The sequence below is a fragment of the Lysinibacillus sp. FSL M8-0337 genome (assembly GCF_038593855.1).
GTDB lineage: Bacteria > Bacillota > Bacilli > Bacillales_A > Planococcaceae > Lysinibacillus > Lysinibacillus sphaericus_D.
In genome coordinates, this window is record NZ_CP151996.1 from 2271395 (window position 1) to 2297278 (window position 25884).

The window sequence follows — 25884 nt, forward strand, 5'->3', positions numbered from 1 at the left end:
ACACCTCATAAATAAATTAAGGGTTAGACTCTTCATTTATTTGTAATGGCAACAAAACGGAATATGCTAAATCTTATTTTCTACGTCCATTTTCATAATCGCTAATGCCCTCTACCTTAATATGTCACTCCTATGGATTGTCACTTACTTCTAAGGAGGAAATAATGAAAAAGCAAAAATTTATTTGGATGGGGATCCCCATTTTTATTACTACACTATTAATCATTTATTTTTTTTACCTGACAATGAAATATCCTTTAATTGGAATAGAGGTAGTAAATAAAGATAAACATTACTTTGTAGATACCATTTATGAAAACTCATGGGGAATAAACCAAAATATCCAACCAGGTGACCAAATCTTAAAAGTCAACAACGCTCATCCTTCACTTCATCACTCTATCGTTTATTTCCAACGTATAGAGTTAGCGGATTCTCTAACTATCCTTAATGCTGCCAATGAAACGGTTTCATTTATCGTTGAAAACGGAAATAAAAGTTTAATGCTTGAGATACAACTCTTCGTTAAAATTTTATCTGTCATCATTGCGATTGCGCTAGCAATCATCTTGAATACTCGACATTCTGAAAAAAGTTCATCACAGGTTCTCACTTATTTTTTATTAACGATTGCGCTTTGTTATAGTAGCGCCCCGATTTCTGCAAGAGGTGATGTAATCGGACGTAGCATCAATACTATAACGCTTCCAATATTCGTTATTTTATTTATACATTTCTTATATTTACATTTCTCTTATTCTAAACTTCCATTCATTAAAAGCTGTTATCTTAAAGCATTATACCTTCTATACTTTCTTATTATGGCCATATCATTTGTCTCGTTTGTCAATAAAGACCTAGAAATTTCTAGCACAACTATTCAATTAAAATTTTTTTCATCTTTAATATTTTTCTTACTATTTTTACTTATAAGGTACTATTATATTAACCATGAACCTAATGTACGAATAAAACTAAAAATCATGTTTTCAGGTTATTTTATTGCCTTCTCACCATTTATATTATTTTATGCACTACCTATTATTTTCCATGGTAGTTATATCATTTCTGCTGAAATAACAGGAATTTTCATCTTTATCATTCCTATTATTCTAGTTTATCTGCAATTGACCTATGAATTAATTGATATTGACTTCTTTTTAAATAAGATTAAATACTTTACGTTATTATCTTTACCATTTTCTATACTAACGACATTAATAATAAGTTTTATGACTGAAGTACATCTATTATCGATTGAAATTCTCATACTGGGTATCTTTATATTTTATCTTTCTTGCATCTTGCTCTATATCAAAGATTATTTAGACTATAAATTAAATCCCCATTTATTTTCTAAAAATAATCGATTAGACATTAGTTTATATGGCTTTTTCCAAAAGGTGAAATTTGAAACCAATCCTTTTACATTGATTGATGCACTTCAAAAACAAATTAAAGATGTACTTTCGGTTGATAACTTAAACTATATCCAAATTGAAAAAAGACCCGCAGTAGACAATTGGACTGTTAAATCTGCTCACAAAAGCCTTGCGTATCATGCCATTCAAAAAATTAATTGGGCGCAGTATTCAAATGGTTCCTTGCTTAAAGTACATAAAGGCTTCGCAACGGTTATTGGTAGCAACGGCATTAGCAAAGAAATTATCTATTTTGAACAAAAGAAAAATAATGCAAAACTGAATCCACAAGAAAAGGCATGGCTAGAGTCGATATGTTATTTTTCAAGTATTGTATTAGAAAATAATTACTTAATCGAAGAGTTGAAATGCCAACTCGATTCTTATAAAAATAATATTGATGAAGTAATCATGCCCACTTCCTATTCAAAACTACTTATGCATGTGACCGAAAAAGAGCGTATTAATTTATCCATGGATTTACATGACAGTGTTTTACAAGGCTTATTACAATTAATAAGAACTATAGAAGGACTTATTAAAAATGCTGAAAAAACATCGTTAAGTAAAGAGTTAGACTGTTTAAAAGAAGATACGATTGACATAGCTCATCTAGTACGAGAAACATGCATTGAACTTCGTCCTCCCTTTTTGAAAGAAGAAGGACTAGAACAAGCCTTAGGGCATTTGATTGAATCAACACGACAACAGTGTGATTTTTCTATTTATTTTGATTATGATGGGAGGCTTGAAGGGCTTTCATATGAATTTGAAATTAATATTTATCGAATTGTTCAAGAACTACTCAACAATGCTCGTAAGCATGCGAATGCAAATGAAGTAGAGCTTTCGATATTTTACGATGAAAGCCACATCATTCTACTATACGATGATGATGGTGTTGGATTACTCGAGCCATCTGAAATAGATACGAATAAAATCGGTATGTTTAGCATTAAAGAACGTGTTCGGATTTTAAATGGATCGATAGAAATTAATTCTTCATTGAACAAAGGACTTCACATTTGCATCATTATTTAAAATAGAGGTGAAATTTTTGATTAGAGTTTTAATTGTGGACGATCATCCTGCGGTACGAACGGGTACAAAAACTATTTTAGAAACGGCAGGTATGGAAGTAACGATAATAAAAAATATCGATGAAATTATCCAAGCTGCCTCTAACCCATCATTCGATATTTTTCTTGTAGATTTGTATATGCCTGACATTAATGGATTGGAGCTGTCTAAAAGAATTTTACAAGTAAATCCCGAGGCAAAAATTGTCATTTACACAGGTTTTGATATTAATACACATTTTGATTTATTAATTAATGCAGGTATCTCTGGTTTTGTAAGCAAAATGTCCAGCTCTGAACAACTCGTAAATGCTATTTATTGTGCATTGAATGAAGAAGTAATTATTCCACTATCTTTATTGCGCCAACTCCGAAGAAATTCGATTTCTGCTAATAATAATTTTGAAGAAAACAGTATTATCACGCTTTCGAATAAAGAACAAAATATTCTTGAGCTTATTTCGAAAGGATACACCAATAAAATGATTGCGGAAGAATTATATGTCAGCCAACGTACAATCGAATATAGTTTAACTAAAATTTTTTCAAAATTAAAAGCAAATTCTAGAATTGAAGCACTACAAATAGCTCAAAAATACGGCTTAATCTCTAATCTATTTATTCCGGATAGCTAAATTAAATAGATTTCACCAAATGGAAATTGAAAAGACATGTCAAAGGGATACAGGCGGTTTCGTTCAGTTCGACTTGCTGCAATATCCCTTTAATTGTAGAGTTGTAGCATGTGAATTGACGTAAAAAGGAGGATGTAAGTTGAGTAGACCTGAAATGTATGTCAGTTTAGTCGTGGGACCGAATTGTGATATGGAATCGTATGCTATTAGATCAGCACTTGAGTATTTTGGCGTAAGAGTAAATATACATTGGATAGGTAGACCCAATGATCTGATCGATGTTCTATCTGGTAAAGAACTGGATAATAAAGTAGATTATTTAATTTTAAATTTTCATGGAGATGAAGGTAGATTATGTATGCCTGAACTTGGTGAGGATGTTTATGAAGGCAATGAGCCTAGAGGTCAATTTTTTGGAGAGCAAGAGATTAAACAATATACGATTATAAAAGATGTGAATGTTATAGGCTCTGGTTGTACATTAGGCAAAGAACAGCTAGCGAACGCTTTTCTTGCATGTGGTTGTCACTCTTATATAGGTCCTGATGATTACATAGATGGTAATGCTAATTTAATGTTCCTTATAACGTTTATGTATGAAATTATAAATAATCATAAAAGTCAAGAGGAAGCTTTTGAAATTGCTAGATCAATTGATGAAGAAACAGCAATGTACAAAATGTATATGTCAACGTGAAAACTACATTTATTATATTCATTTCAATTTCAGAGCAACGGCCATCATATAGACCTCATTAGGTAAAATAATATCTAAATTACCTTTAGCCAATTGAAGTTGCAAGTAATATTAATCTTGTAATAAAACCAAAGACGCGCCAAAAAGAACAGTCAAGCATTCACCGCTATCCCCTTGGCAGATAAACAAAAGGCAACCCCAAAAGAAGTTGCCTTTTTTGCGTGTAAGCTGTTTAGCATTAACAGAGCTATACTTGGCTTGCTAATGGATTTGATAACAGCATGCTACTCTATTTTACGTAATCGCTCTACAATACTGCTTTTTGAAATGACCTTTTGGCACATGACAGGAACTATTATGGCTATAACAAGTAGTACTGGAAGGCATAGCAGTGATGGAACAACTGTAAAATATAACTTCATATAGGCTGCCCCTGCTGTAAATGCATTTAGACCCAGATAGCAAATTGCACTTCCAATAGTAAGCGTTGTAGCTGTAGTTAACAGAATATACATGGTACTTTCCAGTATAAGCATTCTAATTACTTGGCTATTAAGCATACCGATGCTTTGTAACATCGCAAGCTCTCGTCGACGTTCATTGATGGAAGTAATGACAGAATTGATGAAATTCATTATGCCGATGAAAGCCACTAGAATGCTGATGGTAATCCCAACAATTTTCAACGTTTTTTGCAAGTTTTCAAATTCTGCTGCTAAAGACGCCTTGGATTCAAATTCCATGTTTTGGTCGGTGTTAGTGCTATAGTTTGCTAAAAAACGCTCCATTTTGTCCATTGCGCTATCTTGCACATCAATCGTGCTTAGCATTGGGGCTTTTTGTTCAATTTGCGCTAAAAAGACTTGGCTTGGCAAATAAAATGTTGGCGTTAACGGATGCGAGTGTCTTGCGCTTATGCTTTCTGGAATATCCGCAACAGCAAGCACTTCATATTCCCGCATTTGTCCGGTTGGATTGGGAAGCTGAATTTTATCACCAATTGCATAGTATAAAATATTGCCTTGTGCATCAAATGGTGCAGCTATCACATATTTTCCCGAATAAAGCTTTTGCTCCTCTATTTTGCCATGCAGTAAGATTAACTTTTTCAAAGCACCCTCATCAAGACCATACAGGTGCAATAGTTGTTTTGGTTCTTGAGCATAACGTTCAAGTGCTTCAACTTTCTTACTATCTGCGCCATATTCCTTCGCCAATTGTTTAGGAATATCGACAAAGCGCGGCCCTGTTGGTACTTCATATTCTGTAAAATAGATGTTATTAATGCTTTCTATGCCTTCTTGCAAGGACAGCTCAGAGAAAAAGCCTTCGCTTAACGTGTCTTGGTTGCTATAGTTGAGATTGACATTAAAGTTAGACACGTCTCCCACTGCAAAATCGTTAATGATGGAACGGCTTAAATATTCATCCATATCAAAGCTGTTTGCAATCGAATAGGTAGCATTTAAAATCACAAGCCCTAAAGAAAGTGAGATGGAGACAAGTACGACCTTCTTTTTGTTACGAGTAAGATTTGAATAGGCCATTGTCCACAAATTTACTTTAGTACCTTTCTTTAACTTACGTTTACCCCCTGTGTTGTTATCTGTGACACGAAGCGCTTCAATCGGACTGACTTTTGCAGCAATTTTTGACGGCTTAGAAACGCTGACAAAAACAGTGACTGCTGAAAAAATACCAGACAGAATAAAAATAAGAGGATGAGCCGATATTTTTATGACATCAGTGTTGATGATAGACAACACAATCGGTACCAGCAACATTCCTACAAGATAACCAGCAAGTAGCCCAATTGGCAAACCGATGAAACAAAGCCACATTGCCTGTTTACGTATCAATTTGCGAATTTGCTTTGGTGTTGTACCAATCGTTTTAATCAGTCCATAATACCGTACATCATTTGCCACACTAATTGTAAATACATTCGCAATCATTAAATAACCGCTAAAAGCAATCATTAAAATGGCACCAACAGTCGCAACGATTGTGCCTATGTCCAGAGATTCGCCGTTTCCGGTATAAGCCCAATTGACACCATAATCAATATCGTCCAGACTGAATCCACTGTCTACAATCACTTTTTGCAACTTGCTTTCAATATGAAAGCTGTTATTGAAATTGACATCAGCGCTGATATAACCTACATCATAGCCCTTCTTACTTGGTTTGTAATCAGCAAGTTGTTTTTCCACATAGCTTTTGCTCACCCATGCTTGACTTGCCTGCATAACCTTATCACCTGTCCAATAACCTACCAGTGTAAAGGTTTTGCTTATTTTTTTCCCAGCTAAAGAATAGTCCAAGGTGACTTTCTGACCTAGCTTAGCAGAAACGCCAAGTTGCTTTAAAACGAGTGTGTCTGTGGCAATTTCATCATCATTTTGTGGAAGTTTCCCTGTTGTCGGCATAGAAAACATACCCTTAGCATTGTTTTCACCGCTCGTGTATCGAATTTCAGTAGGATGTTTGGCTAGTTCTTTGTTTTCTCCCACGCCCAAAACGACAGAAAAAGAAATATCTTTGATATCAGGATGCGTTTTCAGCGTGTCATATTGTGCTTTTGACAGATATTTAAAGCTACCATGTGCACTGCCACCCACTTGTCGCATAGTACTTTCCTCAATCGATGCAACAAGGCTTGTAGCTACTGTAAAAAGCCCCGTAAACATGACCGAAGTCAAAATAATTGCAATGATAGCAAATAAGTTTCTCATTCTACTTGCTTTGAATGAACTTTTCGCAAGTAAATGAATGGTTCTTTTACTATTTACTTTAAGCATTGCTACCACCATCTACAATCTGTCCGTCTTCTATACGGACAATTCTGTCTGCAAGCTGTGCAATTTCCTCATCATGGGTAATCATGACAATCGTTTGCTTGAATTGTCTACTTGTTACTTTAAATAAAGATAGAACATCTTGACTGGTTTTAGTATCCAAGTTTCCTGTTGGCTCATCGGCTAAAATAATAGCAGGCTTTGATGCCAAAGCTCTCGCAATAGCAACGCGCTGCTGCTGCCCTCCGGATAAATTATTGGGCATATTTTGAAGTTTACGCTCAAGACCAAGCGTGTGAATAATGGCATTGACATATGCTTTATCCGGCGTATTACCGTCTAACCCGATGGGAAGAACAATGTTTTCATAGACATTTAAAGTAGGGACAAGATTATAATTTTGAAAAACAAAGCCTATTTTTCGGCGGCGAAAAATCGTAAGTTCTTCATCCTTTAACTTAAAAAGTTCTTGACCATCTACAATCACCATTCCACTTGTCGGGCGGTCAAGACCGCCAAGCATATGAAGCAACGTGGATTTGCCGCTACCGGAAGTACCTACAATCGAAACAAACTCACCGTTCTCCACTTTCATACTGACGCCATCCAATGCATGAACGGCCGTATCCCCTTTACCGTAAATTTTCATTAAATCTTTTGTTTCAAGTACGATCATTTAAATTTCCTCCAAAAAAATATGTCTTCCATCTCTGCAATTCATATTATAAACCTCGAATCTTTCGAGAATCTTTCTGAAGCAAAATCAAATCTAACAGTATTGAAAGATTTCAATTTTTTATTGGAAGAAACACCGAGAAAACAGAGCCAGTTCCCATCCTAGACTTGACCTTTATATATCCGCCTTGGGCTGTAATGATTTCTCTCGCAAGGTAAAGACCAAGACCGACGCCTTCTTTGTCGGTTACCTCCTGTGAACGATAAAAACGAGAAAAAATCTTTGCTGTTTCATCCTCTGAAATGCCGAGTCCTGTATCGGCGACATCAATTCTGCAAAAAAGCTGATACGGAGTGACAGATAACTGGACACTTTGGCCACTTGGTGTATATTTAATGGCATTATCTACAATGTTGTAAAGTGCCTCCACTGTCCATTTTGGATCAAAGACTGCCTCTACATCCCTACTATCTACTGTTAAAGCAATATTTTTTCCCATAGCTTTCGGTGTAGCCTGCTCTATAACTGTTTCAAGCATGTTCGCTACGTTGTTGTTTGTAGGGGTAACCGTTATAATTCCCGTTTCAAGCCGAGATGCTTTTACAAGAGAAGAAATAAGAAAGTTTAATTTTTCTGCCTGCTGCGTTAAAGCTGCCACACAGTTTTGATTATAGTCAGACAGCTCACTTTCGGCTAAAAGTTGGGTATAGAGCAGAATGTTGGCAAGAGGCGTTTTCGTTTGATGAGATATGTCGGAAATCAGTTGATTTATTTTAGATTTTTCGTCCGCTAACTGTATTTTTGTGGCACTGTTTGCTGTAAGGTAGTGGGATAATTTTGTTTCCAGTGCAGATAGCTTGCTTTCATCAAATCCGTTTTCAATCGGTCTTCCCTCTATTGCATTGTCAATCATTTTGTTTAATCGCTCAATGACCTTATTTGCTTTAAAAAACCCCATTTATTTCACCGCCCATAAATAACCTATTCCATATACTGTTTTTATATATACGGGTTTTGTAGGGTTATCCTCAAGCTTGTCCCGTAATCTTTTTAGCGTAACAGATAAGGCATTCTCGTCAACATAATGTGCGCCGCCATCGCTCCAAATACGTTCAACCAATACGCTACGTTCTAAAGTTACGCCTTTGTTCGCTGTTAAAATTTTTAGCAGTTTTTGCTCGGTTTTACTCAGCTCAACTGTCTTTCCGTTTTTAAAATATTCCATGCGGTCAAAGTCAAAAACAAAGTGATCTTGTTTAAATGGATTTCCTTTTGTGACCACTTGTTTTCTGAGCTGCGTATTTACTCTTGCACGCAGCACGGCAAGGCTAAATGGTTTAGTAATGTAATCATCTGCTCCCATTTCAAGTCCTGCTACAATGTCTGTTTCCATATCATTTGCCGTGAGCATAATTACGGGTATAGTACTATTTCTTTTCACTTCGCATAGCAAGTCTAGTCCGTTTCCATCAGGCAAATTAATGTCTAGTATCAACAAATCAAAGTTAGTATTTGATAACTGCTTTTTTGCTGATTGAATACTGTGAAATGTAAGAACGTCCATTTCGCTACTTTGTAATGCAAGAGCAATACCATTGGACAATGCCTTATCATCTTCAACAATCATAATTTTATACAAATACTCACCTTCCTTCAGAGCGAAGTTATGTAATTTCGCTCCTCCTCACTACCACTATAAAAATATTTTATCGGGTAATATATATATAAGTTTACCATGTTTATATCTGCTCTCGTTCAAATAACTTGCTAGAATATTATCTCCAGAACAAACAAAAAATAGTTGCACTTATTTGTGCTATGCATCGCTTTCATTATCATTTGAAGAGTACCCGTCATTCTATCAGTTAAGGTCATGGTAGTACGTACTGACATAACTCTCACCTCATTTTAGGGTTAAAAAAAGACATTACCTAACTTGGCATGTCTTTTCTGTAAATTATAATTATCTTATTATGTGTTCGTAAGTGTTGCCTTTAACTGAAATTACAGCTTTTAGAGGCTTTCCATCGTTTTCTATGTTTGAAGGAACGGACGCTAAAAAATGTAGTACGCCTGATTGTAAAGGTTCTATATTAGTAATATTCGTGTAAGTGAAGTTGGCACCTCCATCTTCTTCTAAAGTTGAAAATGTTGTGTATTCATACTTATTATCGTAAATAATTTTTACATTTACAAAATCACTTGCAGACTTTCCTGAAGTTTGTAAACTCTTCACCGTAATAACTGTATTTAAAAACACTTGATCCGGTTCTTTATTTTCGTAATATGTGTAGAAATCACCTGGATTAGGCGGATTAATTACTTGACCAAAGTTATTACTATTTACAGTGATTTCTGCAAAATCATTAACAACTGCCACTTCACCTATTTTTAATATGGGTACTGCTTTTGAATTTTTTTGTTCTGTTTTTGATTCTTTTTCATCTACTTCTGTATCACCTGTAACTTCTATTTTATCACTATTCTTATTAGTATCAGAAGCATTTTTTTCTCCTGAATTACCGCAAGCTGATAAGAATAAAATCATACCTAATAACATTAATATTTTCTTCATAAAATCCCTCCTATACATAAATATACATAATTTGGAGAGATTCTACTATGCTTTTCTAGTATTTATATCTTATCTAATCTTCTAATAAATTAATAGCTGGTAACGATTTAACTCCGTTTGCCTTTGTTTGCCCATTAGTTTGCCCTCCTAAGTGGTGATATAATTCTTTTACTAGATTGTTTTAGAAAGGCATGAACCAACTCGAGCTGTAGCGTCTAACAAATGATGCAGATTGTTTAATGTATAGGTAACCTTTATTTGCACAAAATAATTATTGAGTGTATCGCACGCACTTGCTGTGGCGCTGGTTGACCGTCACGGCCTCCAAATTATTTAGGGTCACTACTAGCTCAGTGACCTTTTTTAGTTTCTTTCCTCCAATTGTTCAGTTAATCTCCATGAATATCCGATATAAGTAAATCAATCTCACCCTTACTATTAGGTTCTAATGACTTCAGACCAGAAACTATTCTTCACTCTCCCTTCCTTAATGTCCAGACAATTGTATTCGATATGAATAAACTATTTATAGAATAGGAGGTGAATATAAGATGGCATCATTTGAAATTGGAGCGAGAAGTCTTTTCAACTTTCGAAACGAACGCTTTTTCCTATTAGTTGAAGATGAAATTACAATTCCGAATAAAGGTGTGGAGATTGATCCAGTTAATATCTATGAGATTGACCAACAAACTTTCAATTTTATCAGAGATGAAGGAGATACACGTGTAGTTGTACCACGTTTTAACCTTCCACCAGTACCACCTGGATTTGAATTAGAACGAAAATGTATTTTTACAGTCGATAATTCATACTTTGTTATCTATGATTTGGAAAATGGCACTGATAACAATGTACTATTAAGAATCAGTGCAGCTTTATTTAACTCATTGAGAAATGCTGGTGTTCGTGAATGTGTTCCTCAAGATTTCATTAATTAATAAAAATAAATCCAACCTTTATTAAAATTATTATCAATATTCAAAGTAATGTTCAGCAAGATTCCTCTTTACCTTGCTGAACATTTTCTTTCAAATCTTCACCTAGCAACCTTCGCATACGACTAATCTGCTCAAGCTCTTTCCTAATGCTCCTTAGTTCTCTATAAACCTTGCATCCTTTGCATTTCTGAGTGCTTAGGTTGTAAAAAAAACATCATTCATTCTCAATTCTTTTACTTTTCTTGACATTTATCGTCTTCCTTTCAATGAAACTTTAAAAAATATTAGGAATAAATCTATTTCATTTACTTACCTGTTCTTTCCCTTAGAAACGTTTAAAAACTATTCCTCAATCGTTATCTAATAGCAACTTCAAAAACTCCATTTTTAGATAAGTATGAGATTTTTATAAAATTCGAACATTTCCCAGCTATGTTGATCAACAATCGCCATTTTGGGATATATGAAAATTGATTAACCCTCAACAAGCCCATAGTATTTATAAAGTTTACCTTCTGATTCTACGAGTAAAATTGGTCCTCCAATTTCTTCTTTTTCTTTAACCGAAAAAACTTTTGCACCAACAGGTAATTTGTTCGACATTTCGTCTTCAAAGTTAGTATCTGTACCGTTTTTTGTTTTTATTTCTCCTACCTGCTCGTCTTTTGTTAAGTTTAGTTCTTCAACCCAATCAATTCCAGTCTGATAAATCACTCCATTGAATTGAAATATATCGGCTTCAGGATCTAATTTTAAAATCTCTTCCGCACTAGGATTTTCAGTTGTATAAACTTCTACTTTACCTTTATTCGATGAATTAGAACATCCAACAGCAGTTAATAAAATGAAAATAACCAAGCCCCAAAGTAATCTTGACACTTTCACGTTATCCCTCCTTAGAATTTTAGACGGATAAAGGTTAATTAAGTTACCTATTTATTCCGTAAATGGTCCGTTTGTTGAACAAAAAAACCCTGCATATCAACACAGGATTTTTAATCAAACTTTATTATAAATGATCCATCAGAGGTTGATATTTAGGATTGTTCTTGTTCCGCATGGAGTAAAGAAATTGTGCAGATTTTCACTTAAACTAAAAGAGTAGGTTAGTTTAATAAGTTGTTTGTTTTATCATTAAACAATAAAGATAGATGATCAAAGAAAAGAAGTAATACAATTTAATATTAGTTTCGATGAACCGCAGCGTAAGATAAGAAAAAGCCATTCCCTCCACAAGCGGAGAGAATGACTTTCCTTCATAAATCGAAAAACTACTGATTACAATTTTGCCCAACGTTCCTCTAACCAGTTCATAAATTCTGCACCTTTGTCGCCTTCATACGCATCAAAGACATCTAAACGCATACGTTTTAGTTTATCCGCAAAGTCTGCCACTGTATGGTCCTTTGGCAAGCTCTTTTTAACCCGCAGGAAAATTTTGTCTGTTCCTTTGATAATATCAAAACGTGCAGGTGATGGCTTCTCTACGTCCTCGCCAAGCGCTACAAGTGATTCATAGGCTGCTAATTGGACCTTGTTGACAGTATCATGCTCCATACGATTTTTTAATATATCTATGATTTTGTCATGTTGATAAGCCGATAATATTTCGACTGCGGCTAAACGCTCTCGCCAGCTAGACGTATAATTGGCCTGTTTTTTTAATGTTTCATACTGCTCAGGTAATGCTGTTTCAAATTGTTTCAAGTAAGTGCACCTCTTTTTTTCACTAGAGGAAAAATTTAATTCTTCATCTGCTTTTCTTATTATACATTGTCTTGGTGAAAATAGCGATGAATCGCTTGTAAGGATATATATAGAAAATGAAAACTAACTACATTAAGGTGAACCATATCATAATTAAACTAAAGCCCTCGTTAGTTTAAGAAGAAAGGCACTGGGCCTTTTTATATTTACTTATAGCGCAAATTGCTAATTAACTAACTTTATCAATAATTCTCACCAATTTTGGTTTAATAAAGTGTATCAAGTTACAATCTGTGATACCCTCCATTACAATTCATTTAAAACAGAGATAACGTTTGTTGATCCAATTCCTCAGTTTCCTTCCTTCTATCTTCCTCATGGTAAGGATTCACATAGAAAATACAATCCACTATTTAGATGCTTCATAATCACTTTCCTGTGTATTAACGACACGTACCTTATCACCCACTTTATGTTTCCATTTCTTCAAAATGCGCCATTCTTATCACCTCCCAAATACTAATTAAAAATAGGAAAAAGCTCCTTTTCTGATTAAACTTCTCTTCCCCAAATTACTTTGCATTGTTTACGTCATACTCATTGCACAATCTTATTAAATCGAGGAATGAATGTGAAAGTAATTTTAGAAAGATTGTGGAATACGCCAGATATGATCTATAAAGTGTATGGACATGTTTTAAAAGAAATGGAAATAGAATCTGTATATTTATTTAGTAACAGTTTAGAGATAACTGGACAAGAACTGTGCTAATCAATAAATCAATGAACGATAAACGTTGCTGTCATAATGTTTATAGACTATGGAACATATTTCATGATATACTAGAGCCATTGTGAAAAAAGGAGGAACTTGCATGATTCAAGTAAGTAATGTAGGTCTTCGCTATGGCGATCGTAAACTATTTGAAGACGTAAATATAAAATTCACACCGGGGAATTGCTACGGTTTAATCGGAGCAAATGGTGCAGGAAAATCAACATTCCTAAAAATTCTTTCTGGTGAAATTGAAGCACAAGAAGGAAATGTTTCAATGGGTAAGGACGAACGCTTATCTGTCCTTAAACAAAACCACTTCGAATACGATGAGCATACAGTACTGGATACTGTCATTATGGGTAACAAACGCCTATATGATGTAAAAAATGAAAAAGATGCAATTTATGCAAAAGAAGAATTCTCTGATGAAGATGGCATGCGTGCTGCTGAATTAGAAGGTGAATTTGCAGAGCTAAACGGTTGGGAAGCTGAATCAGAAGCAGCAACATTATTAAACGGTTTAGGCATCTCAGATGACCTTCACTATATGTTAATGGGTGACCTTGAAGGTTCTGACAAAGTGAAAGTGTTATTAGCACAAGCTTTATTCGGCCAACCAGATGTTCTATTACTGGATGAGCCTACCAACCACCTTGACTTAAAAGCGATTCAATGGTTAGAAGAATTCCTAATTAACTTTGAAAATACAGTAATCGTCGTATCCCATGACCGTCACTTCTTAAACAAAGTATGTACGCATATCGCGGATTTGGATTTCTCTAAGATCCAATTATATGTGGGGAACTACGATTTCTGGTATGAATCTTCTCAATTAGCGCAAAAAATGGCACAAGACCAAAATTCGAAAAAAGAAGAGAAAATTAAAGAATTACAAGCGTTTATTGCTCGTTTCTCTGCGAATGCGTCTAAGTCTAAACAAGCAACATCACGTAAAAAAATGCTGGATAAAATCGAGCTAGATGATATTAAACCTTCTAGCCGTAAATATCCTTTCATCAACTTCCAAATCGGCCGTGAAATCGGTAATGATGTTTTAACAGTTGATGGTTTAACAGCGAGTCAAGACGGTCAAACGTTATTTAAAGATATTCGTTTCTCAATGAATAAAGACGATAAAATCGTATTACTAGGTAGCCCAATGGCCAAAACAGCGCTTCTTGATATTCTAATGGAAGAAAAAGAAGCTGATGCTGGTACATTTAAATGGGGTGTTACAACATCTCAAAGCTATTTCGAAAACGATCATGATAAATACTTCGAAGGCTCAGAAAAATCATTAGTAGAATGGCTTCGTCAATATTCACCTGATGATGAAACAGAAAGCTTCCTACGCGGTTTCTTAGGTCGTATGCTATTCTCTGGTGAAGAAGTGAAAAAATCCCCTTCTGTCTTATCAGGAGGAGAAAAAGTGCGTTGTATGTTGTCAAAAATGATGTTAGCAACTGCTAATGTAATTTTACTTGATGAACCAACGAACCACCTTGACCTTGAATCAATTCAAGCGCTAAATGAAGGGTTAATCCGCTTCAAAGGTGCCATGATTTTCACATCTCATGACCATCAGTTCATCCAAACAATTGCTAACCGTGTCATTGAAATCCGAGAAGATGGTACGATTTTAGACAAACAGTTAACTTATGATGAGTTTTTAGAGTGGAAAGACAGCCAAGGTTTAAACTAAACCTTTCTCTAAATAACTAGTATGTTACTCCCCCACTACTTGGGGGAGTTTTTATTTTGGAAATTAAAAAACGACAAATACTGCTTGTATTTGCCGTCTAATTAGATTATTGCATTTCTTTCGTTGGTCCTAATACACCTGGTACAGGTAAACCAGCTTGTCGTAATAGTACAGTCATTTGTCCACGATGATGTGTTTGATGATCAATCATTGCGCGTAATAATGCTCCTTTAGAAATCGGTCCTTTAAAACTGTTCACTTCTTCTAGTAAGCCCTCATTTGAAAGCTTTGCCGCTTCCTCTTTAATACTGTTGGCTATCTTTTCATATGTCGCTACTATTTCTGCTGCTGTAGTTGGAACTGGATCTTCTTGACGAATCATTGGCACAGTTAAACCTGCTAAATAACTAAAATAGCCTGCTGCACCAACTAAATGCCAGCCTAACCAAGCTAATGAATTATGCCCTTCCACAATACATTGGTCTAACGTATCATCCGTCATTGCTTTTAGTACTTGAACCGTTCCTTCCGCTGCCATTGACCAGTCATTTAGAAAATCTTCTACTTGTCGATACATAGAAACGCCCCCCATTTTTTGACTCTGACATTATCATAGTCAATTCTAAACGGTATCGCAAGTTTCTAGAATATGGTTAACATATATAACGATATCAACTTTGCTACAAATGGTCTAAATTTCTGTTGATAGTAGCATCTATTTCATAAAGTAGCAGAGTTCACCCAAATAGTTGTAAAATCATGTATAATGGGCTACAACTTAAATAATTGGAAAGAGGTATTTTATGTTTTCCCCATTAAAACAAGGCGATACAATTGGTATTTATTCGCCTTCCAAACCAGCCTCAGTTCTTGCTAAAGCTCGTTATGAACGAGGTAAGGCAAGATTACAAGCACTCGGCTTTACCATTAAGGAAGGTCTATTAACTGGCAAGAGTGATACATATCGTTCTGGAACGCCGAAGGAACGAGCACAAGAGCTCAATGATTTACTACGGGATCCTACGGTGAAAATGATATTGCCTACGATGGGAGGCACAAATGCAAATAGTATGTTGCCTTATATAGATTATGCTGCTTTACAACAAACGCCTAAAATACTTGTGGGCTTGTCAGATGTAACAGCAATCCTACTTGCTATCTATGCTAAGACGGGTATCCCGGTGTTTTACGGTCCTTCAGTTGCATCCACATTCGGTGAATTCCCACCATTCGTAAATTATACAGAACAATATTTTAAAACTTTGTTTATGCAAGCCTTGCCAATTCCTTATGAGATGCCCACTCCCCCTATATGGACGGACGACCGCATTAATTGGCTTGAAAAAACTGTAGAAAAAACACAACATGATAATTCATGGTTTACTGTACAACAAGGAAGTGCGGAAGGTCGTTTAATCGGTGGTAATATCAATACAATGTATGGTTTTATAGGAACCCCCTTCTTCCCACAAATAAAAGAAGGCGATATTTTACTGTTAGAAGATACATCCAAAACAATTGCTGTAGTCGAGAAAAACTTCGCCATGCTAAAATTACATGGCTTCTTCGACAAAATTTCAGCAATTATTTTAGGTAAACATGAGCAATACGATGATGAAGGAACAGGACGAAAACCATATGATGTTCTGTTAGAACAGCTGGACGGGTTAAATATACCAATCTTGGCGGAGGTGGATTGTTGTCATACACACCCATTGCACGCCATGCCACTTGGTTTACGTGTCAAAGTGGATGCAACACAAAAACGCATTACATTTTTAGAGAGCTGGTTCTCTTAATATTCGTATCTAGTCGTCACTTCACGTATACTTAAAGAAAAATGGCAAAAGGAGTTGGATATGAGACAAATCCTATTCTTATGTCTAGCACTTATTCTTGTTGGCTGTACAAACAATCAAAGGACTGCGCGTCAGGAACAAACTAGCCTTGCAACGAATCATGACAAGACCCAATCAGAGGAGCAAAACACAAAACAGCTAGATGCAGAAATGTTTACTGACTATTTCCCACCAGATGGATCAACAGCTTACTTTCAAGGTGAAGGGAACGAATTTGCTAGTTACACACTTCAGACAAGCTATATCGATAAAACGGCAATTGCCCAAATTGAAAATAATGGCGGTGTCATTTTATTAAAAGTCTATCGCATTACGAATACTGCTATAGAACTTGTCTATATGGAAGCGGTCGATGAAGCACCTACTTTGCCAACAGCACAAGAAGTAGCAACCTTTCCGGTTATTGAAACAATTTTACAACAACCGCTGCAAGTTGGGCGCCGCTTTGATGGTTGGGTAATTGTATCGACTACCACCTCTATCAAAACGAGTTTCACCACCTTCCGCAATGTAATTGAGCTTAGTAAAACAAAGGACAACATAACGATAACTAAATATTTTGCCAAAGGTGTTGGGCTTATCTACACTAAAGACGAAATGAAAACAAATAGTGAAGAAATATTCAAGGTCACGTCAACGCTTGAAAAAATCGAATAAATTGTCTGCACTGGCGTCTCTCTTGGCGCCTTTTTCTTTAACTAAGGAGGTAGCTTCCATGAGCGACATACATAAGCACACTACTGAAGAAGAGTTAACAGAAGAGGAATTGATTGAACTTGTATTGGCGGAGCAACAAAAGGCTTTAGCTGAAGAACAGGAAAGACGCCTGCAAGGAAGCAAGGTAAGGAAGCAAAAGCCCATTATTAAATGGATGATATGGTGCATGGCATTCGTCTTATTTATGAATACGTTTGCACTGATTTTCCAAATTTACTCGATACCAGCTATTGAATTTCTCAAGGTCTCCAGTCAATTATCCAAACAAGAAGATATTCAGACATATAAAAAAGCGATTGTTGAAGTTTCTACTGGCTCTAGTAAAGGGACAGGCTTTGTCATTTCTCCAGATGGCTTAGTTGTAACAAATGCCCATGTGGTGGAAAATGCGCTTACATTGTCTGTTGTCTTTCCAGAACAAGGGCTTATGGAAGCACAATTAGTACAAAGTTTTCCTGAAGTCGATTTAGCTCTTTTGCAAGTTACTGGTACCAATCTACCGTCGTTAACGCTTGCCAATCGCCCTAGTTATCAAGAGGATGAAGCAGTTTATTTCATTGGAAATCCACTAGCTTTCACAGGTATTGCAAATAAAGGAACATTACTGAATGAAATTTATCTTGATGATTGGCAGGTGCCCGTTATGATGATGCAAGCACCTGTATACAAAGGCAATAGTGGGAGCCCTGTTTTCAATACAGACGGTGATGTGATCGGTATTGTGTTCGCCACCATGAAAAAGGAGCCTTATGGACGAGTAGGGTTGTTTATACCTATACATGTTTTACAAGAACAAATCGAGCAATATAACTTCTATGATGAATGAAAGCCCCGCCATCTATCTTCTATGGATAGCGGCGGGGCTTCTCATTTTACATCTTTCCTGGCATTTCGCATGATTTTTTACTCATCACTCACGATATGTTTTCAGTTAGACATACTTGTACTCTCCTTCGTAAGGTTAAGTCACTTCTCCTATCGCCCTTCCGCTCCACATAACAACACTAATATCAAAATTATTTATTAATTATTTAATGTTTTTTATAAATAAAATTAATTTATTTAATTTAAATGTTTATTTTATTTATTTTTTATTATATAATCTAATCAACAAATAGAAAGGAATGTCACGCTAATGGCTTATAAAGTAATTACGAATTGTCCGGTCTGTAGTAAAACATTAAAAATAACCAGGCTGAAGTGCTCTCATTGCCACACTACGATTGAAAATGAATTTGAATTATCAAAATTGGCTTCCTTATCAAAGGATCAGCAGCATTTTGTGGAAGTATTTTTGACATGCAGAGGGAATATTAAAGAAGTAGAAAAAGAATTGGGTATTTCATATCCTACCGTCAGAAGCAAGTTAACAGACATTATTTCATCCCTTGGATATGAGCCAAAAAAGAAAAATGAAATCGACGAGAAAAAAGTTGTCACTATGTTGGAAAATGGCGAAATCACAGCTGAAGAAGCCATTAAACTTTTAAAAGAAGAATAAGGAGGAATCAATGATGAAAGAGGAAATTTCAAGAGTGTTAACCATGATTCAAGAAGGAAAAATTGATGCAGACAAAGGATCTGAACTAATTCAAACATTAAAGGATAAAGAAGAAACGGGAAATATATCGTTAGAAAAACCAACTACCTATTTAGATAAAACATTAAAAATTCGTGTGATTTCTGCCGAAAATGATAATGTTACAGTTAATTTGCCTATAAAACTTGTAAAAGTAATATTAATGGCAGGTCACAGCATTGCTGCAAGCATACCTCAATCAGAAAAATACGTTAAAGATATAGATATCAACCTTATCTTAGAGGCAATTGAAAACGAATTGGATGGCCAAATTGTTGATATTAAATCTGCGGACGGGGATACCGTTTCAGTTATTATTGAATAGTGAAACGCTTATGATGTATGTAAAAGTGAAAGCAAAAGGTGTGCGCTTCACCTTTCCTATTCCATATGCACTTGTCAATATCGCTATTTCCGTTTTAACTTCAAAGTTATTGCAGCAAATGGCAAACAAATGGACAAAAGACCACTTTGAAAGAAACAAAATAGACTTTACGTTTCCTCCAATAGATAGAGAAATGCTCAAACCTATTGTTCGGGAGCTAAAAAATTATAAAGGAATTGTACTAGTGGATGTCAAAGCAAATGATGGTACTGAAGTGAAGGTTAAATTATAGTTTACAGTACATGGAGAAGTAACAGTGAACAAAGTGAACAATCCCCCCTTTCTAAAAGAATGGGGGGATTTTAATTCGGAATAATATAAGTTAACATAATATTATTATTTATTGTTTTTGTTCAGATAGTTTGTAACAATTGATTTTGCAGGAACCTTACTTAAAAGTTCCTCGCTTGTTTCTGTTAGTTTTTGTAAAAGTCCAAGTAATTTTTCATCACCAGTCCAATGTTTTTCAATCACTTCAGGGCCCAATTTATTAATCGTCATATTAAGAACATACGTGGCTAACATCAAGTCATCCAGAAAACCGCCAAAACCAAATATACCTTCTGGTAAAACATCCATTGGGAAAATAAAATACGTAATGGTTGCTCCAATTAATGTTTTACTTTTAGAGTCAATTGCAGGATCTGTCACGATTTTAATTAGTAAATGAAATATATCAGGTACAAATAATAAATAATCCGCATAGCGATGGTTCTTCCCTGTTTTTGAAGTGAAAAATTGTACAAATTTCTCCCGTAATTTTTGATAAAAATCATGATGTTCCTGCTTATTCTGTTTGTTTAAGTTGTTATCCATTTTGAGCTACCTCCTTCTACTCTTTAATTCCCTAATACCCTAAAACAAAAAATAATACTATTAATAATTAAAAATGAACTATTGAAAACGAGTCCATAGCAAAATACCTGTCCTTACTATTGTCGAACTAGCACAAAAGTATACAAAAAAAGCACCCTATATAAATAGGGCGCCTTTTTTTAACGAAAGTAATTTTAATTACTGAGAATTAAAGTTTAGTTACGTTAGCAGCTTGTGGTCCGCGGTTGCCATCTACAACTTCGAATTCCACTTTTTGACCTTCGTCAAGTGTTTTGAAACCTTCGCCTTGGATAGCTGAGAAGTGTACGAATACGTCGTTTTCGCCTTCAACTTCGATGAATCCAAAACCTTTTTCTGAGTTAAACCATTTTACTGTACCTTGTTTCATTTAAAAAAACCTCCAAAAAAATAAAAGTGAACAATATGTAATTTCTTCAACGAATTAAAAAAATTCACATATTACAAAGAGTACCGAACTAACGCGATCACTTTTTGTAATATGTGAATCCATGTTTCCGGTGAAGCAATTAAATTGTTAAGTTAAGTATACCATCATTCATAATTTTGTCAAATAAAGAAAATTGTTTTTTTAATTAATTTGAAAATTTATTTAACAATGCCCTTCAAACGCCATGATGCCATGGTATACTTGGGCATCATCATCACAGGCTTCACAGTAAAAACTTTCATCTTCAGACCAAAAAGCCCAAAAACCTCCCTCTTTAGTCGCTTCATGTTCATATACTGATCGAAAATGCTGTAATTTCCGTTGTAATGCCTGCTCAAATTGCTCTTTTGTATCAAACGTTTCTTTCGTTTGAATAAAAGCTTCCCAGCCTTCAAATTTCCACCAAGGCTCATAGTCAGCTTTCATGTAAAGTATTGTATACATATTTGCCACATTCCTTGCTGTTATAAGATATTCTAATTTTAGCAAACACTTCTGAAATGTCTATTAAAACACCCTGCAATATGCTATTATTACCTTATTATTCATTATTTAATTTGGGAGGTATTTTTTTTATGTTTTCAAGTATTCGACCTAAGGCCGAGCTAGAAGAATTGCTAAAGCGAGGGACCAACTTAAGTGCAACAGGCCGTTTCAACAAGACATTGGCATTTAATCATTTTAATCAACAAGATGAAGAAAATTTAAAGACTCTCTTTTATAAACTGAAGGATATTACGCCTTCTATGAATGCAATATTTAAAAATTATTTAAATGAAATCTCTCCCTCCTCTCAACAAACGATCAGTGAAGAAAATATTAGTCGCTATTTAACGCAATTTTTCTTGGCCACTCGTGATGATGAATATGTGGATGAAACGGTAAAGTTTTTTAATCTGTTTCGAAAAAACCAATATGAGCCTGGTAAGTTAATTGTAGTATTTAACCAATTTGCCTTTTATATTACGACTTACATTTTACATAACTTTGGTTTAAAACCATACAAAGCTTTTGAGTATATGAAATCTTTCCAATCAGCTGTCAATGTTGACCAGGAACTACTTGTGGAAGTATTAACAGAGCGTATTATCGAGAACGTTGTCGCTGAAATTTCTTCACTCATGGATGTAAATGCAAAAATTATGTACATGAAAGATTTAGTATTTAGTTTAGATAAACAAAATGAAGAAATACAATCATCTACTGCCGCAACAGAGGAAATTGCCGCATCGATCAATGAAGTTGCTCGTATGTCCTCGCATATTTCTGAGAAAACAACGGAATCAGTTGACCATGCTGTCAAAGGTAAGAATGCCATTGAGCATGCTTTATCGGAAATTTTTAAAACGGAAGAAACGTTTACTACCATCGTTGAATCGTTTACTGAGTTACAAAAACGCGTCAATGATATTGAACACGTTGTGACATTAATAAACCAAATTGCCGATCAAACAAACTTACTTGCACTGAATGCCTCAATTGAAGCTGCTCGTGCTGGTGAACATGGCAAAGGATTTGCTGTTGTAGCGCAAGAAGTCCGCAAATTAGCAGAAGGAACGGTTTCCGCACTTAGCGAAGTATCGACAAATGTTCACCATCTGAAAAGTTACTCCAATGATGTTTCGCATTCCATAACAGAAACAACAACGATTATTAAAGAAGCAACAATTGAAGCAAAACAATCATTACCATTGCTAAATGCTATTGTCGCTGCAATTGAAGGAATTAATCTCGATGTAACAAATACGGCTGCCATTTCACAAGAGCAAGCTGCTGCTATTGACGAAGTATCCGCACGAATGATTGAAATTTCCGGCCATCAAGATGATATTCGTGATTATAGTTATAATACATCAAGCGATATTCACTTACTCGGTCAAGAAATTAATCGCTTCCGTAATGATATTATCGCGAATAATAATGTCCAGTTATCTTCCATTGCTTTGTTACAACTTTCAAAAGCAGACCATATTTTATGGAAATGGCGTATTTATAATATGTTCCTCGGATTAGAAGAAGTTCAACCAAGCGACGTGTCTTCACATACTGAATGCCGACTTGGTAAATGGTATAGTGCTCCTCGGACAGTGGAACGTTTTGGTCATTTACAAGATTATGGTGAATTAGACGCATATCATTTACAAGTGCATAAATCGGCTAAATTGGCTGCGGAAGCATATCAAGAAGGTAATATTCAAAAAGCTGATGGCCATTTAAAAGAGGTAGACGAAGCCTCGAAGCGTGTTCTATTCTATATTAATAATTTAATTGCATACTTGGAAAAAGAACGTGTTATGCAGTAAGGTGGAGGGACTACCCTCCTCTACTTTTTGGGAGGTTTTAGCGTGAACAAGAGAGCGCTGATTAAATTTTTCGGAGATGTTTATGGAACAGGATATCGCTTTTTTATTAAACAAAAAGCGATAGAACTAGGCTTGAAAGGTTACTGCAAGTTGAATGCTCAAGAGCAAATAGAAGTAGAGGTAGAAGGTTCAAAAAAAGCAATTGATGAATTTCTACTATTTGTTCAAAAGGGTGTTAGCCTTCAAGCAGATTCAAATTCTTTTACTTTAGAACTTTTCGACGATTTAAAAGGTTATGTACGTATGGAGTCGGACATTGTTTAAGTCTGACTTCTTTTTTCTACTCATTAACGGACTTTTGCTAATGTTCTTTTATAAAACGAACATACTATAAAGAATATACGCCTATTAAAATGCGAATTCTATCCATTAGACAAGTGTATTTATTGAGAAACTTAGCAATTAGCAGTAAAATTTATGTAAGTCTTAAGATAATTATTGAAACTTTATGTCGATTTTAACGTATTAAAAGATAGACATATTGAAAAGCAAGGAGGAAGAAACGATGCTCAGTATCGGACAGTTTTTCTCAAGACATACCGCTAGCCTTTTAATTTCTCTATCAACTGTTTCTATTACAGCGTTTGCGGCAAATCCAGGATTCTTCCTTGGTGGTTGTTTGTTCGCTGGAACATATGCAACGAGCACAACATTGCTAAAACTCAATCAAAAAAGAAAAGTTATGCACATAGCAGGAATTACAAAGGATGAGTATAAACATATTGATTTACAGCTATCGACAGCTAACAAACATATTCAAACATTAAGCCAAAACTATTTACGTGTACGTTCGGTGTCAGCCTTTAAGCAATTACTCGAAATGACACGTATTTCAAAAAACATCGTCAAAATTGTCAAAACTGATCCAAGAAAGTTTTACAATGTGGAGCCATTTTTCTATGCGCACCTTCCTTCTGCTGTTGAATTGACTGAAAAGTATACAATGCTGTCAAAACAGCCTGTCAAAGATAAAGAAATCCAAATTACATTATCAAAGACGCGCGAAACATTAGCGGATTTAAATTCCACGTTTCAAATTGACTTAAAGGATGCACTGTCTAATGATATCGATCATCTTCAAATGGAAATTGAATTCGCAAACCGTTCCAATTTAAAACGGAAAGAACAATTGGAATGGCGAGGCGAGGAAAAATGACAGCTAACAGAGATGCTTTCGTCCATTTAGATTCATTGCAAGGAATCTCACCTCTTGTACAAAGCTATTTAGCATCGTCAAATCAAGAAGCGATGGAGACCTATGAGACATTGTCACCTCTTGCCCAAAGTCGTGCACTTTTATATGCAAGTCAAATCGACCTAACTAGTTTTGAATCCGTATTATCATTAGGTCAAGACTCTCAACGTGCAGTCTCTCAATTTGCAGATCGTATGCTCGCCCAAGTGAAAGATAAAGATGTCACAAAAATTGGTCAAATGCTAGATTCCTTAATGCAAACATTAGATCGAGTAGACCCTGCGGCATTAGAGCCAAAAAAACCTTCTTTCTTCAAAAAAATGTTCGGTAAAACGAGTCCTAGCATCAAACAAACGTTAACAGAATTTGAACGCATTAGTATTCAAGTCGAACGAATTGGTGTTCAACTCGAACGTGCACAACTACAACTGTTAAAAGACGTAGAACTGTTAGAACAGCTATATGCACACAATAGAGGATTTTTTGAAGAGCTTGCCACTGCTATTGCAGCTGGGCTGTTGAAAAAACAGCAAGCCATTGAAGTAGAACTACCTACAAAAATTGATATTGTACAAACAACTAAACAACCGCTAGCCGTTCAGCAGCTCAATGATTTTACTGCACAACTCGAAAGACTTGACCAACGTATTTATGATTTACAAGTGTCCCAGCAGGTTGCATTACAAACTGCCCCTCAAATACGGATGATTCAACAAGCTAATCAAACGCTTGCTGAGAAAATAGAGTTTTCAATTGTGACACTCATTCCGCTTTGGAAAAATCAATTAGCTATGATGTTATCCATGAATATGGATCATCATTATAACCAATTAGAAGAAAGACTGGCACGAACGAATGAGCGTTTTACCAGCCCTACTTTTGAACAGCAAGTAATGAAATTTAAAGAAACACAGCAGGAGCTTAAAACGGCCATTCAAGATGTTTTTGCTTTGCATACCGCTACAGAACAGGATAGACAACATTTACAACTCGATGTTGCGGGGATGAAAAAAACAACGAAGGAATAATCTACTGGGTCGCTAAATATAAAAAGGGGTGTCTCAGAAGTTCTCTGTGACACCCCTACTCATTTTATGCGAAATACTCTTTGTAGTAACCACCGATATTACCAGTGTTGTCAATAATGAAAATGAACTCTTCTGTTTCATTTTTCACTTCATACTCTTTTCCTACTGTTAATACGTTGGATACTAAATATTTTGATGCATTCGTATGTTTGCACGTAACCGTACGAAGTGTTGGCGCATCTTTCCATTTTAAATGTAACATAATTTCTCTACCTCTCTTTACTAGCACTTAGCTAACGTCTATTGTTTATTTTATACGATTTTAGCTCTTTTGTGGAGAAAAAACTATAGAAGTCTATATTTTGTACTTAATGACGTTTTATTTACACATTTACCCTAATAAAATGATACTAGAGGTGTTGTTATGAGTTTTGGTGGTGTTCCGCAATGGTTTTTTATCATCG

At 35.3% G+C, this 25884-nt stretch carries 27 protein-coding genes and 1 pseudogene; 16 read left to right on the forward strand and 12 right to left on the reverse strand.

What is annotated here, in order from left to right:
- The first annotated feature begins 164 nt into the window (after positions 1 to 164).
- From MKY08_RS10770 to MKY08_RS10780, 3 genes are all read left to right on the forward strand, one after another.
- On the forward strand, positions 165 to 2462 hold the full coding sequence (locus MKY08_RS10770) for a hypothetical protein (RefSeq protein ID WP_069512567.1): 2298 nt from the start codon (positions 165 to 167) through the stop codon (positions 2460 to 2462).
- A gap of 16 nt (positions 2463 to 2478) precedes the next feature.
- On the forward strand, positions 2479 to 3135 hold the full coding sequence (locus tag MKY08_RS10775) for a response regulator transcription factor (RefSeq protein WP_069512566.1): 657 nt from the start codon (positions 2479 to 2481) through the stop codon (positions 3133 to 3135).
- Between the two features lie 139 nt (positions 3136 to 3274).
- Complete coding sequence (locus tag MKY08_RS10780; protein WP_069512565.1) at positions 3275 to 3832, forward strand: delta-aminolevulinic acid dehydratase; 558 nt, start codon at positions 3275 to 3277, stop codon at positions 3830 to 3832.
- A 284-nt stretch (positions 3833 to 4116) separates the two neighbouring features.
- Here MKY08_RS10780 and MKY08_RS10785 read toward each other — a convergent pair whose 3' ends face one another.
- The 5 genes from MKY08_RS10785 to MKY08_RS10805 all read right to left on the reverse strand — a co-directional run bounded on the left by MKY08_RS10785 (position 4117) and on the right by MKY08_RS10805 (position 9881).
- Complete coding sequence (locus MKY08_RS10785; RefSeq protein ID WP_069512564.1) at positions 4117 to 6633, reverse strand: ABC transporter permease; 2517 nt, start codon at positions 6631 to 6633, stop codon at positions 4117 to 4119.
- Positions 6626 to 7306 carry an ABC transporter ATP-binding protein gene (locus MKY08_RS10790; RefSeq protein WP_069512563.1) on the reverse strand — a complete coding sequence of 227 codons (681 nt, stop codon included), beginning with the start codon at positions 7304 to 7306 and terminating at the stop codon, positions 6626 to 6628. Before MKY08_RS10790 ends, MKY08_RS10785 begins: the two co-directional genes overlap by 8 nt.
- 112 nt (positions 7307 to 7418) lie before the next feature.
- Complete coding sequence (locus MKY08_RS10795; protein ID WP_081327980.1) at positions 7419 to 8264, reverse strand: HAMP domain-containing sensor histidine kinase; 846 nt, start codon at positions 8262 to 8264, stop codon at positions 7419 to 7421.
- Positions 8265 to 8945, reverse strand: a complete 681-nt coding sequence (locus MKY08_RS10800) for a response regulator transcription factor (RefSeq protein ID WP_103976583.1) — start codon at positions 8943 to 8945, stop codon at positions 8265 to 8267.
- 324 nt (positions 8946 to 9269) lie between these two features.
- On the reverse strand, positions 9270 to 9881 hold the full coding sequence (locus MKY08_RS10805; RefSeq protein ID WP_069512562.1) for a membrane lipoprotein lipid attachment site-containing protein: 612 nt from the start codon (positions 9879 to 9881) through the stop codon (positions 9270 to 9272).
- A gap of 551 nt (positions 9882 to 10432) precedes the next feature.
- On the opposite strand from MKY08_RS10805, the gene MKY08_RS10810 reads away from it, so the two are divergent.
- Positions 10433 to 10822 carry a spore coat protein gene (locus MKY08_RS10810; protein WP_069512561.1) on the forward strand — a complete coding sequence of 130 codons (390 nt, stop codon included), beginning with the start codon at positions 10433 to 10435 and terminating at the stop codon, positions 10820 to 10822.
- Positions 10823 to 11296: 474 nt separating this feature from the next.
- On the opposite strand, the gene MKY08_RS10815 is transcribed toward MKY08_RS10810, so the two are convergent.
- Both MKY08_RS10815 and MKY08_RS10820 read right to left on the reverse strand, forming a co-directional pair.
- A complete protein-coding gene (locus MKY08_RS10815) occupies positions 11297 to 11707 on the reverse strand; it encodes a hypothetical protein (protein WP_069512560.1) in 411 nt (136 codons plus the stop codon).
- A 393-nt stretch (positions 11708 to 12100) separates the two neighbouring features.
- Positions 12101 to 12529, reverse strand: a complete 429-nt coding sequence (locus tag MKY08_RS10820; protein WP_069512559.1) for a HEAT repeat domain-containing protein — start codon at positions 12527 to 12529, stop codon at positions 12101 to 12103.
- Between the two features lie 556 nt (positions 12530 to 13085).
- Here MKY08_RS10820 and MKY08_RS10825 point away from each other — a divergent pair.
- A pseudogene (locus MKY08_RS10825) lies at positions 13086 to 13301 on the forward strand (DNA integration/recombination/inversion protein); the annotation flags it as partial.
- Between the two features lie 103 nt (positions 13302 to 13404).
- Positions 13405 to 15009 (forward strand): ATP-binding cassette domain-containing protein, encoded by a 1605-nt coding sequence (locus MKY08_RS10830; protein ID WP_069512558.1) that lies wholly within the window; start codon positions 13405 to 13407, stop codon positions 15007 to 15009.
- A gap of 106 nt (positions 15010 to 15115) precedes the next feature.
- Here the strand turns inward: MKY08_RS10830 and MKY08_RS10835 are convergent, their stop codons facing one another.
- Positions 15116 to 15586, reverse strand: coding sequence for a DinB family protein (locus tag MKY08_RS10835; protein WP_069512557.1), 471 nt, complete (start codon positions 15584 to 15586; stop codon positions 15116 to 15118).
- Between the two features lie 226 nt (positions 15587 to 15812).
- Between MKY08_RS10835 and MKY08_RS10840 the strand changes: the two genes are divergently transcribed.
- The 6 genes from MKY08_RS10840 to MKY08_RS10865 all read left to right on the forward strand — a co-directional run bounded on the left by MKY08_RS10840 (position 15813) and on the right by MKY08_RS10865 (position 19781).
- Positions 15813 to 16808 (forward strand): S66 peptidase family protein, encoded by a 996-nt coding sequence (locus MKY08_RS10840; protein ID WP_069512556.1) that lies wholly within the window; start codon positions 15813 to 15815, stop codon positions 16806 to 16808.
- Between the two features lie 60 nt (positions 16809 to 16868).
- The gene (locus MKY08_RS10845) at positions 16869 to 17525 is read left to right on the forward strand and encodes a hypothetical protein (protein WP_069512555.1); all 657 of its coding nucleotides are present in this window, start codon (positions 16869 to 16871) and stop codon (positions 17523 to 17525) included.
- Positions 17526 to 17583: 58 nt separating this feature from the next.
- On the forward strand, positions 17584 to 18411 hold the full coding sequence (locus MKY08_RS10850; protein ID WP_081327979.1) for a serine protease: 828 nt from the start codon (positions 17584 to 17586) through the stop codon (positions 18409 to 18411).
- Positions 18412 to 18720: 309 nt separating this feature from the next.
- Entirely contained in the window at positions 18721 to 19086 is a 366-nt protein-coding gene (locus tag MKY08_RS10855; RefSeq protein ID WP_069512554.1) for a DUF2089 domain-containing protein, read from the forward strand.
- A gap of 13 nt (positions 19087 to 19099) precedes the next feature.
- On the forward strand, positions 19100 to 19489 hold the full coding sequence (locus MKY08_RS10860; RefSeq protein ID WP_069512553.1) for a hypothetical protein: 390 nt from the start codon (positions 19100 to 19102) through the stop codon (positions 19487 to 19489).
- Positions 19490 to 19499: 10 nt separating this feature from the next.
- Entirely contained in the window at positions 19500 to 19781 is a 282-nt protein-coding gene (locus MKY08_RS10865; RefSeq protein ID WP_069512778.1) for a hypothetical protein, read from the forward strand.
- Between the two features lie 104 nt (positions 19782 to 19885).
- Here the strand turns inward: MKY08_RS10865 and MKY08_RS10870 are convergent, their stop codons facing one another.
- The 3 genes from MKY08_RS10870 to MKY08_RS10880 form a co-directional block, all read right to left on the reverse strand.
- Positions 19886 to 20365 (reverse strand): DUF1232 domain-containing protein, encoded by a 480-nt coding sequence (locus tag MKY08_RS10870; protein ID WP_069512552.1) that lies wholly within the window; start codon positions 20363 to 20365, stop codon positions 19886 to 19888.
- 208 nt (positions 20366 to 20573) lie between these two features.
- The gene (locus tag MKY08_RS10875) at positions 20574 to 20774 is read right to left on the reverse strand and encodes a cold-shock protein (RefSeq protein ID WP_004230088.1); all 201 of its coding nucleotides are present in this window, start codon (positions 20772 to 20774) and stop codon (positions 20574 to 20576) included.
- Between the two features lie 222 nt (positions 20775 to 20996).
- The gene (locus MKY08_RS10880) at positions 20997 to 21278 is read right to left on the reverse strand and encodes a DUF1033 family protein (RefSeq protein WP_069512551.1); all 282 of its coding nucleotides are present in this window, start codon (positions 21276 to 21278) and stop codon (positions 20997 to 20999) included.
- 131 nt (positions 21279 to 21409) lie between these two features.
- On the opposite strand from MKY08_RS10880, the gene MKY08_RS10885 reads away from it, so the two are divergent.
- The 4 genes from MKY08_RS10885 to MKY08_RS10900 all read left to right on the forward strand — a co-directional run bounded on the left by MKY08_RS10885 (position 21410) and on the right by MKY08_RS10900 (position 25420).
- The gene (locus tag MKY08_RS10885; RefSeq protein ID WP_069512550.1) at positions 21410 to 23137 is read left to right on the forward strand and encodes a globin-coupled sensor protein; all 1728 of its coding nucleotides are present in this window, start codon (positions 21410 to 21412) and stop codon (positions 23135 to 23137) included.
- Between the two features lie 42 nt (positions 23138 to 23179).
- Positions 23180 to 23461 carry an acylphosphatase gene (locus tag MKY08_RS10890; protein ID WP_069512549.1) on the forward strand — a complete coding sequence of 94 codons (282 nt, stop codon included), beginning with the start codon at positions 23180 to 23182 and terminating at the stop codon, positions 23459 to 23461.
- 241 nt (positions 23462 to 23702) lie between these two features.
- Positions 23703 to 24353, forward strand: coding sequence for a 5-bromo-4-chloroindolyl phosphate hydrolysis family protein (locus MKY08_RS10895; protein ID WP_069512548.1), 651 nt, complete (start codon positions 23703 to 23705; stop codon positions 24351 to 24353).
- Complete coding sequence (locus MKY08_RS10900; protein WP_069512547.1) at positions 24350 to 25420, forward strand: toxic anion resistance protein; 1071 nt, start codon at positions 24350 to 24352, stop codon at positions 25418 to 25420. The genes MKY08_RS10895 and MKY08_RS10900 overlap by 4 nt, the downstream gene beginning before the upstream one ends.
- 64 nt (positions 25421 to 25484) lie before the next feature.
- Here the strand turns inward: MKY08_RS10900 and MKY08_RS10905 are convergent, their stop codons facing one another.
- The gene (locus MKY08_RS10905; RefSeq protein ID WP_025219552.1) at positions 25485 to 25682 is read right to left on the reverse strand and encodes a DUF6501 family protein; all 198 of its coding nucleotides are present in this window, start codon (positions 25680 to 25682) and stop codon (positions 25485 to 25487) included.
- Between the last annotated feature and the right edge of the window lie 202 nt (positions 25683 to 25884).

Coding starts and splice junctions, on each gene's coding strand:
- MKY08_RS10805 (WP_069512562.1), bottom strand. CDS start 9,881: ATGAAGAAAATATTAATGTTATTAGGTATGATTTTATTCTTATCAGCT.
- MKY08_RS10860 (WP_069512553.1), top strand. CDS start 19,100: ATGAAAGAGGAAATTTCAAGAGTGTTAACCATGATTCAAGAAGGAAAA.
- MKY08_RS10785 (WP_069512564.1), bottom strand. CDS start 6,633: ATGCTTAAAGTAAATAGTAAAAGAACCATTCATTTACTTGCGAAAAGT.
- MKY08_RS10845 (WP_069512555.1), top strand. CDS start 16,869: ATGAGACAAATCCTATTCTTATGTCTAGCACTTATTCTTGTTGGCTGT.
- MKY08_RS10835 (WP_069512557.1), bottom strand. CDS start 15,586: ATGTATCGACAAGTAGAAGATTTTCTAAATGACTGGTCAATGGCAGCG.
- MKY08_RS10895 (WP_069512548.1), top strand. CDS start 23,703: ATGCTCAGTATCGGACAGTTTTTCTCAAGACATACCGCTAGCCTTTTA.
- MKY08_RS10855 (WP_069512554.1), top strand. CDS start 18,721: ATGGCTTATAAAGTAATTACGAATTGTCCGGTCTGTAGTAAAACATTA.
- MKY08_RS10840 (WP_069512556.1), top strand. CDS start 15,813: ATGTTTTCCCCATTAAAACAAGGCGATACAATTGGTATTTATTCGCCT.
- MKY08_RS10810 (WP_069512561.1), top strand. CDS start 10,433: ATGGCATCATTTGAAATTGGAGCGAGAAGTCTTTTCAACTTTCGAAAC.
- MKY08_RS10870 (WP_069512552.1), bottom strand. CDS start 20,365: ATGGATAACAACTTAAACAAACAGAATAAGCAGGAACATCATGATTTT.
- MKY08_RS10790 (WP_069512563.1), bottom strand. CDS start 7,306: ATGATCGTACTTGAAACAAAAGATTTAATGAAAATTTACGGTAAAGGG.
- MKY08_RS10905 (WP_025219552.1), bottom strand. CDS start 25,682: ATGTTACATTTAAAATGGAAAGATGCGCCAACACTTCGTACGGTTACG.
- MKY08_RS10795 (WP_081327980.1), bottom strand. CDS start 8,264: ATGGGGTTTTTTAAAGCAAATAAGGTCATTGAGCGATTAAACAAAATG.
- MKY08_RS10850 (WP_081327979.1), top strand. CDS start 17,584: ATGAGCGACATACATAAGCACACTACTGAAGAAGAGTTAACAGAAGAG.
- MKY08_RS10880 (WP_069512551.1), bottom strand. CDS start 21,278: ATGTATACAATACTTTACATGAAAGCTGACTATGAGCCTTGGTGGAAA.
- MKY08_RS10865 (WP_069512778.1), top strand. CDS start 19,500: ATGATGTATGTAAAAGTGAAAGCAAAAGGTGTGCGCTTCACCTTTCCT.
- MKY08_RS10875 (WP_004230088.1), bottom strand. CDS start 20,774: ATGAAACAAGGTACAGTAAAATGGTTTAACTCAGAAAAAGGTTTTGGA.
- MKY08_RS10885 (WP_069512550.1), top strand. CDS start 21,410: ATGTTTTCAAGTATTCGACCTAAGGCCGAGCTAGAAGAATTGCTAAAG.
- MKY08_RS10900 (WP_069512547.1), top strand. CDS start 24,350: ATGACAGCTAACAGAGATGCTTTCGTCCATTTAGATTCATTGCAAGGA.
- MKY08_RS10830 (WP_069512558.1), top strand. CDS start 13,405: ATGATTCAAGTAAGTAATGTAGGTCTTCGCTATGGCGATCGTAAACTA.
- MKY08_RS10770 (WP_069512567.1), top strand. CDS start 165: ATGAAAAAGCAAAAATTTATTTGGATGGGGATCCCCATTTTTATTACT.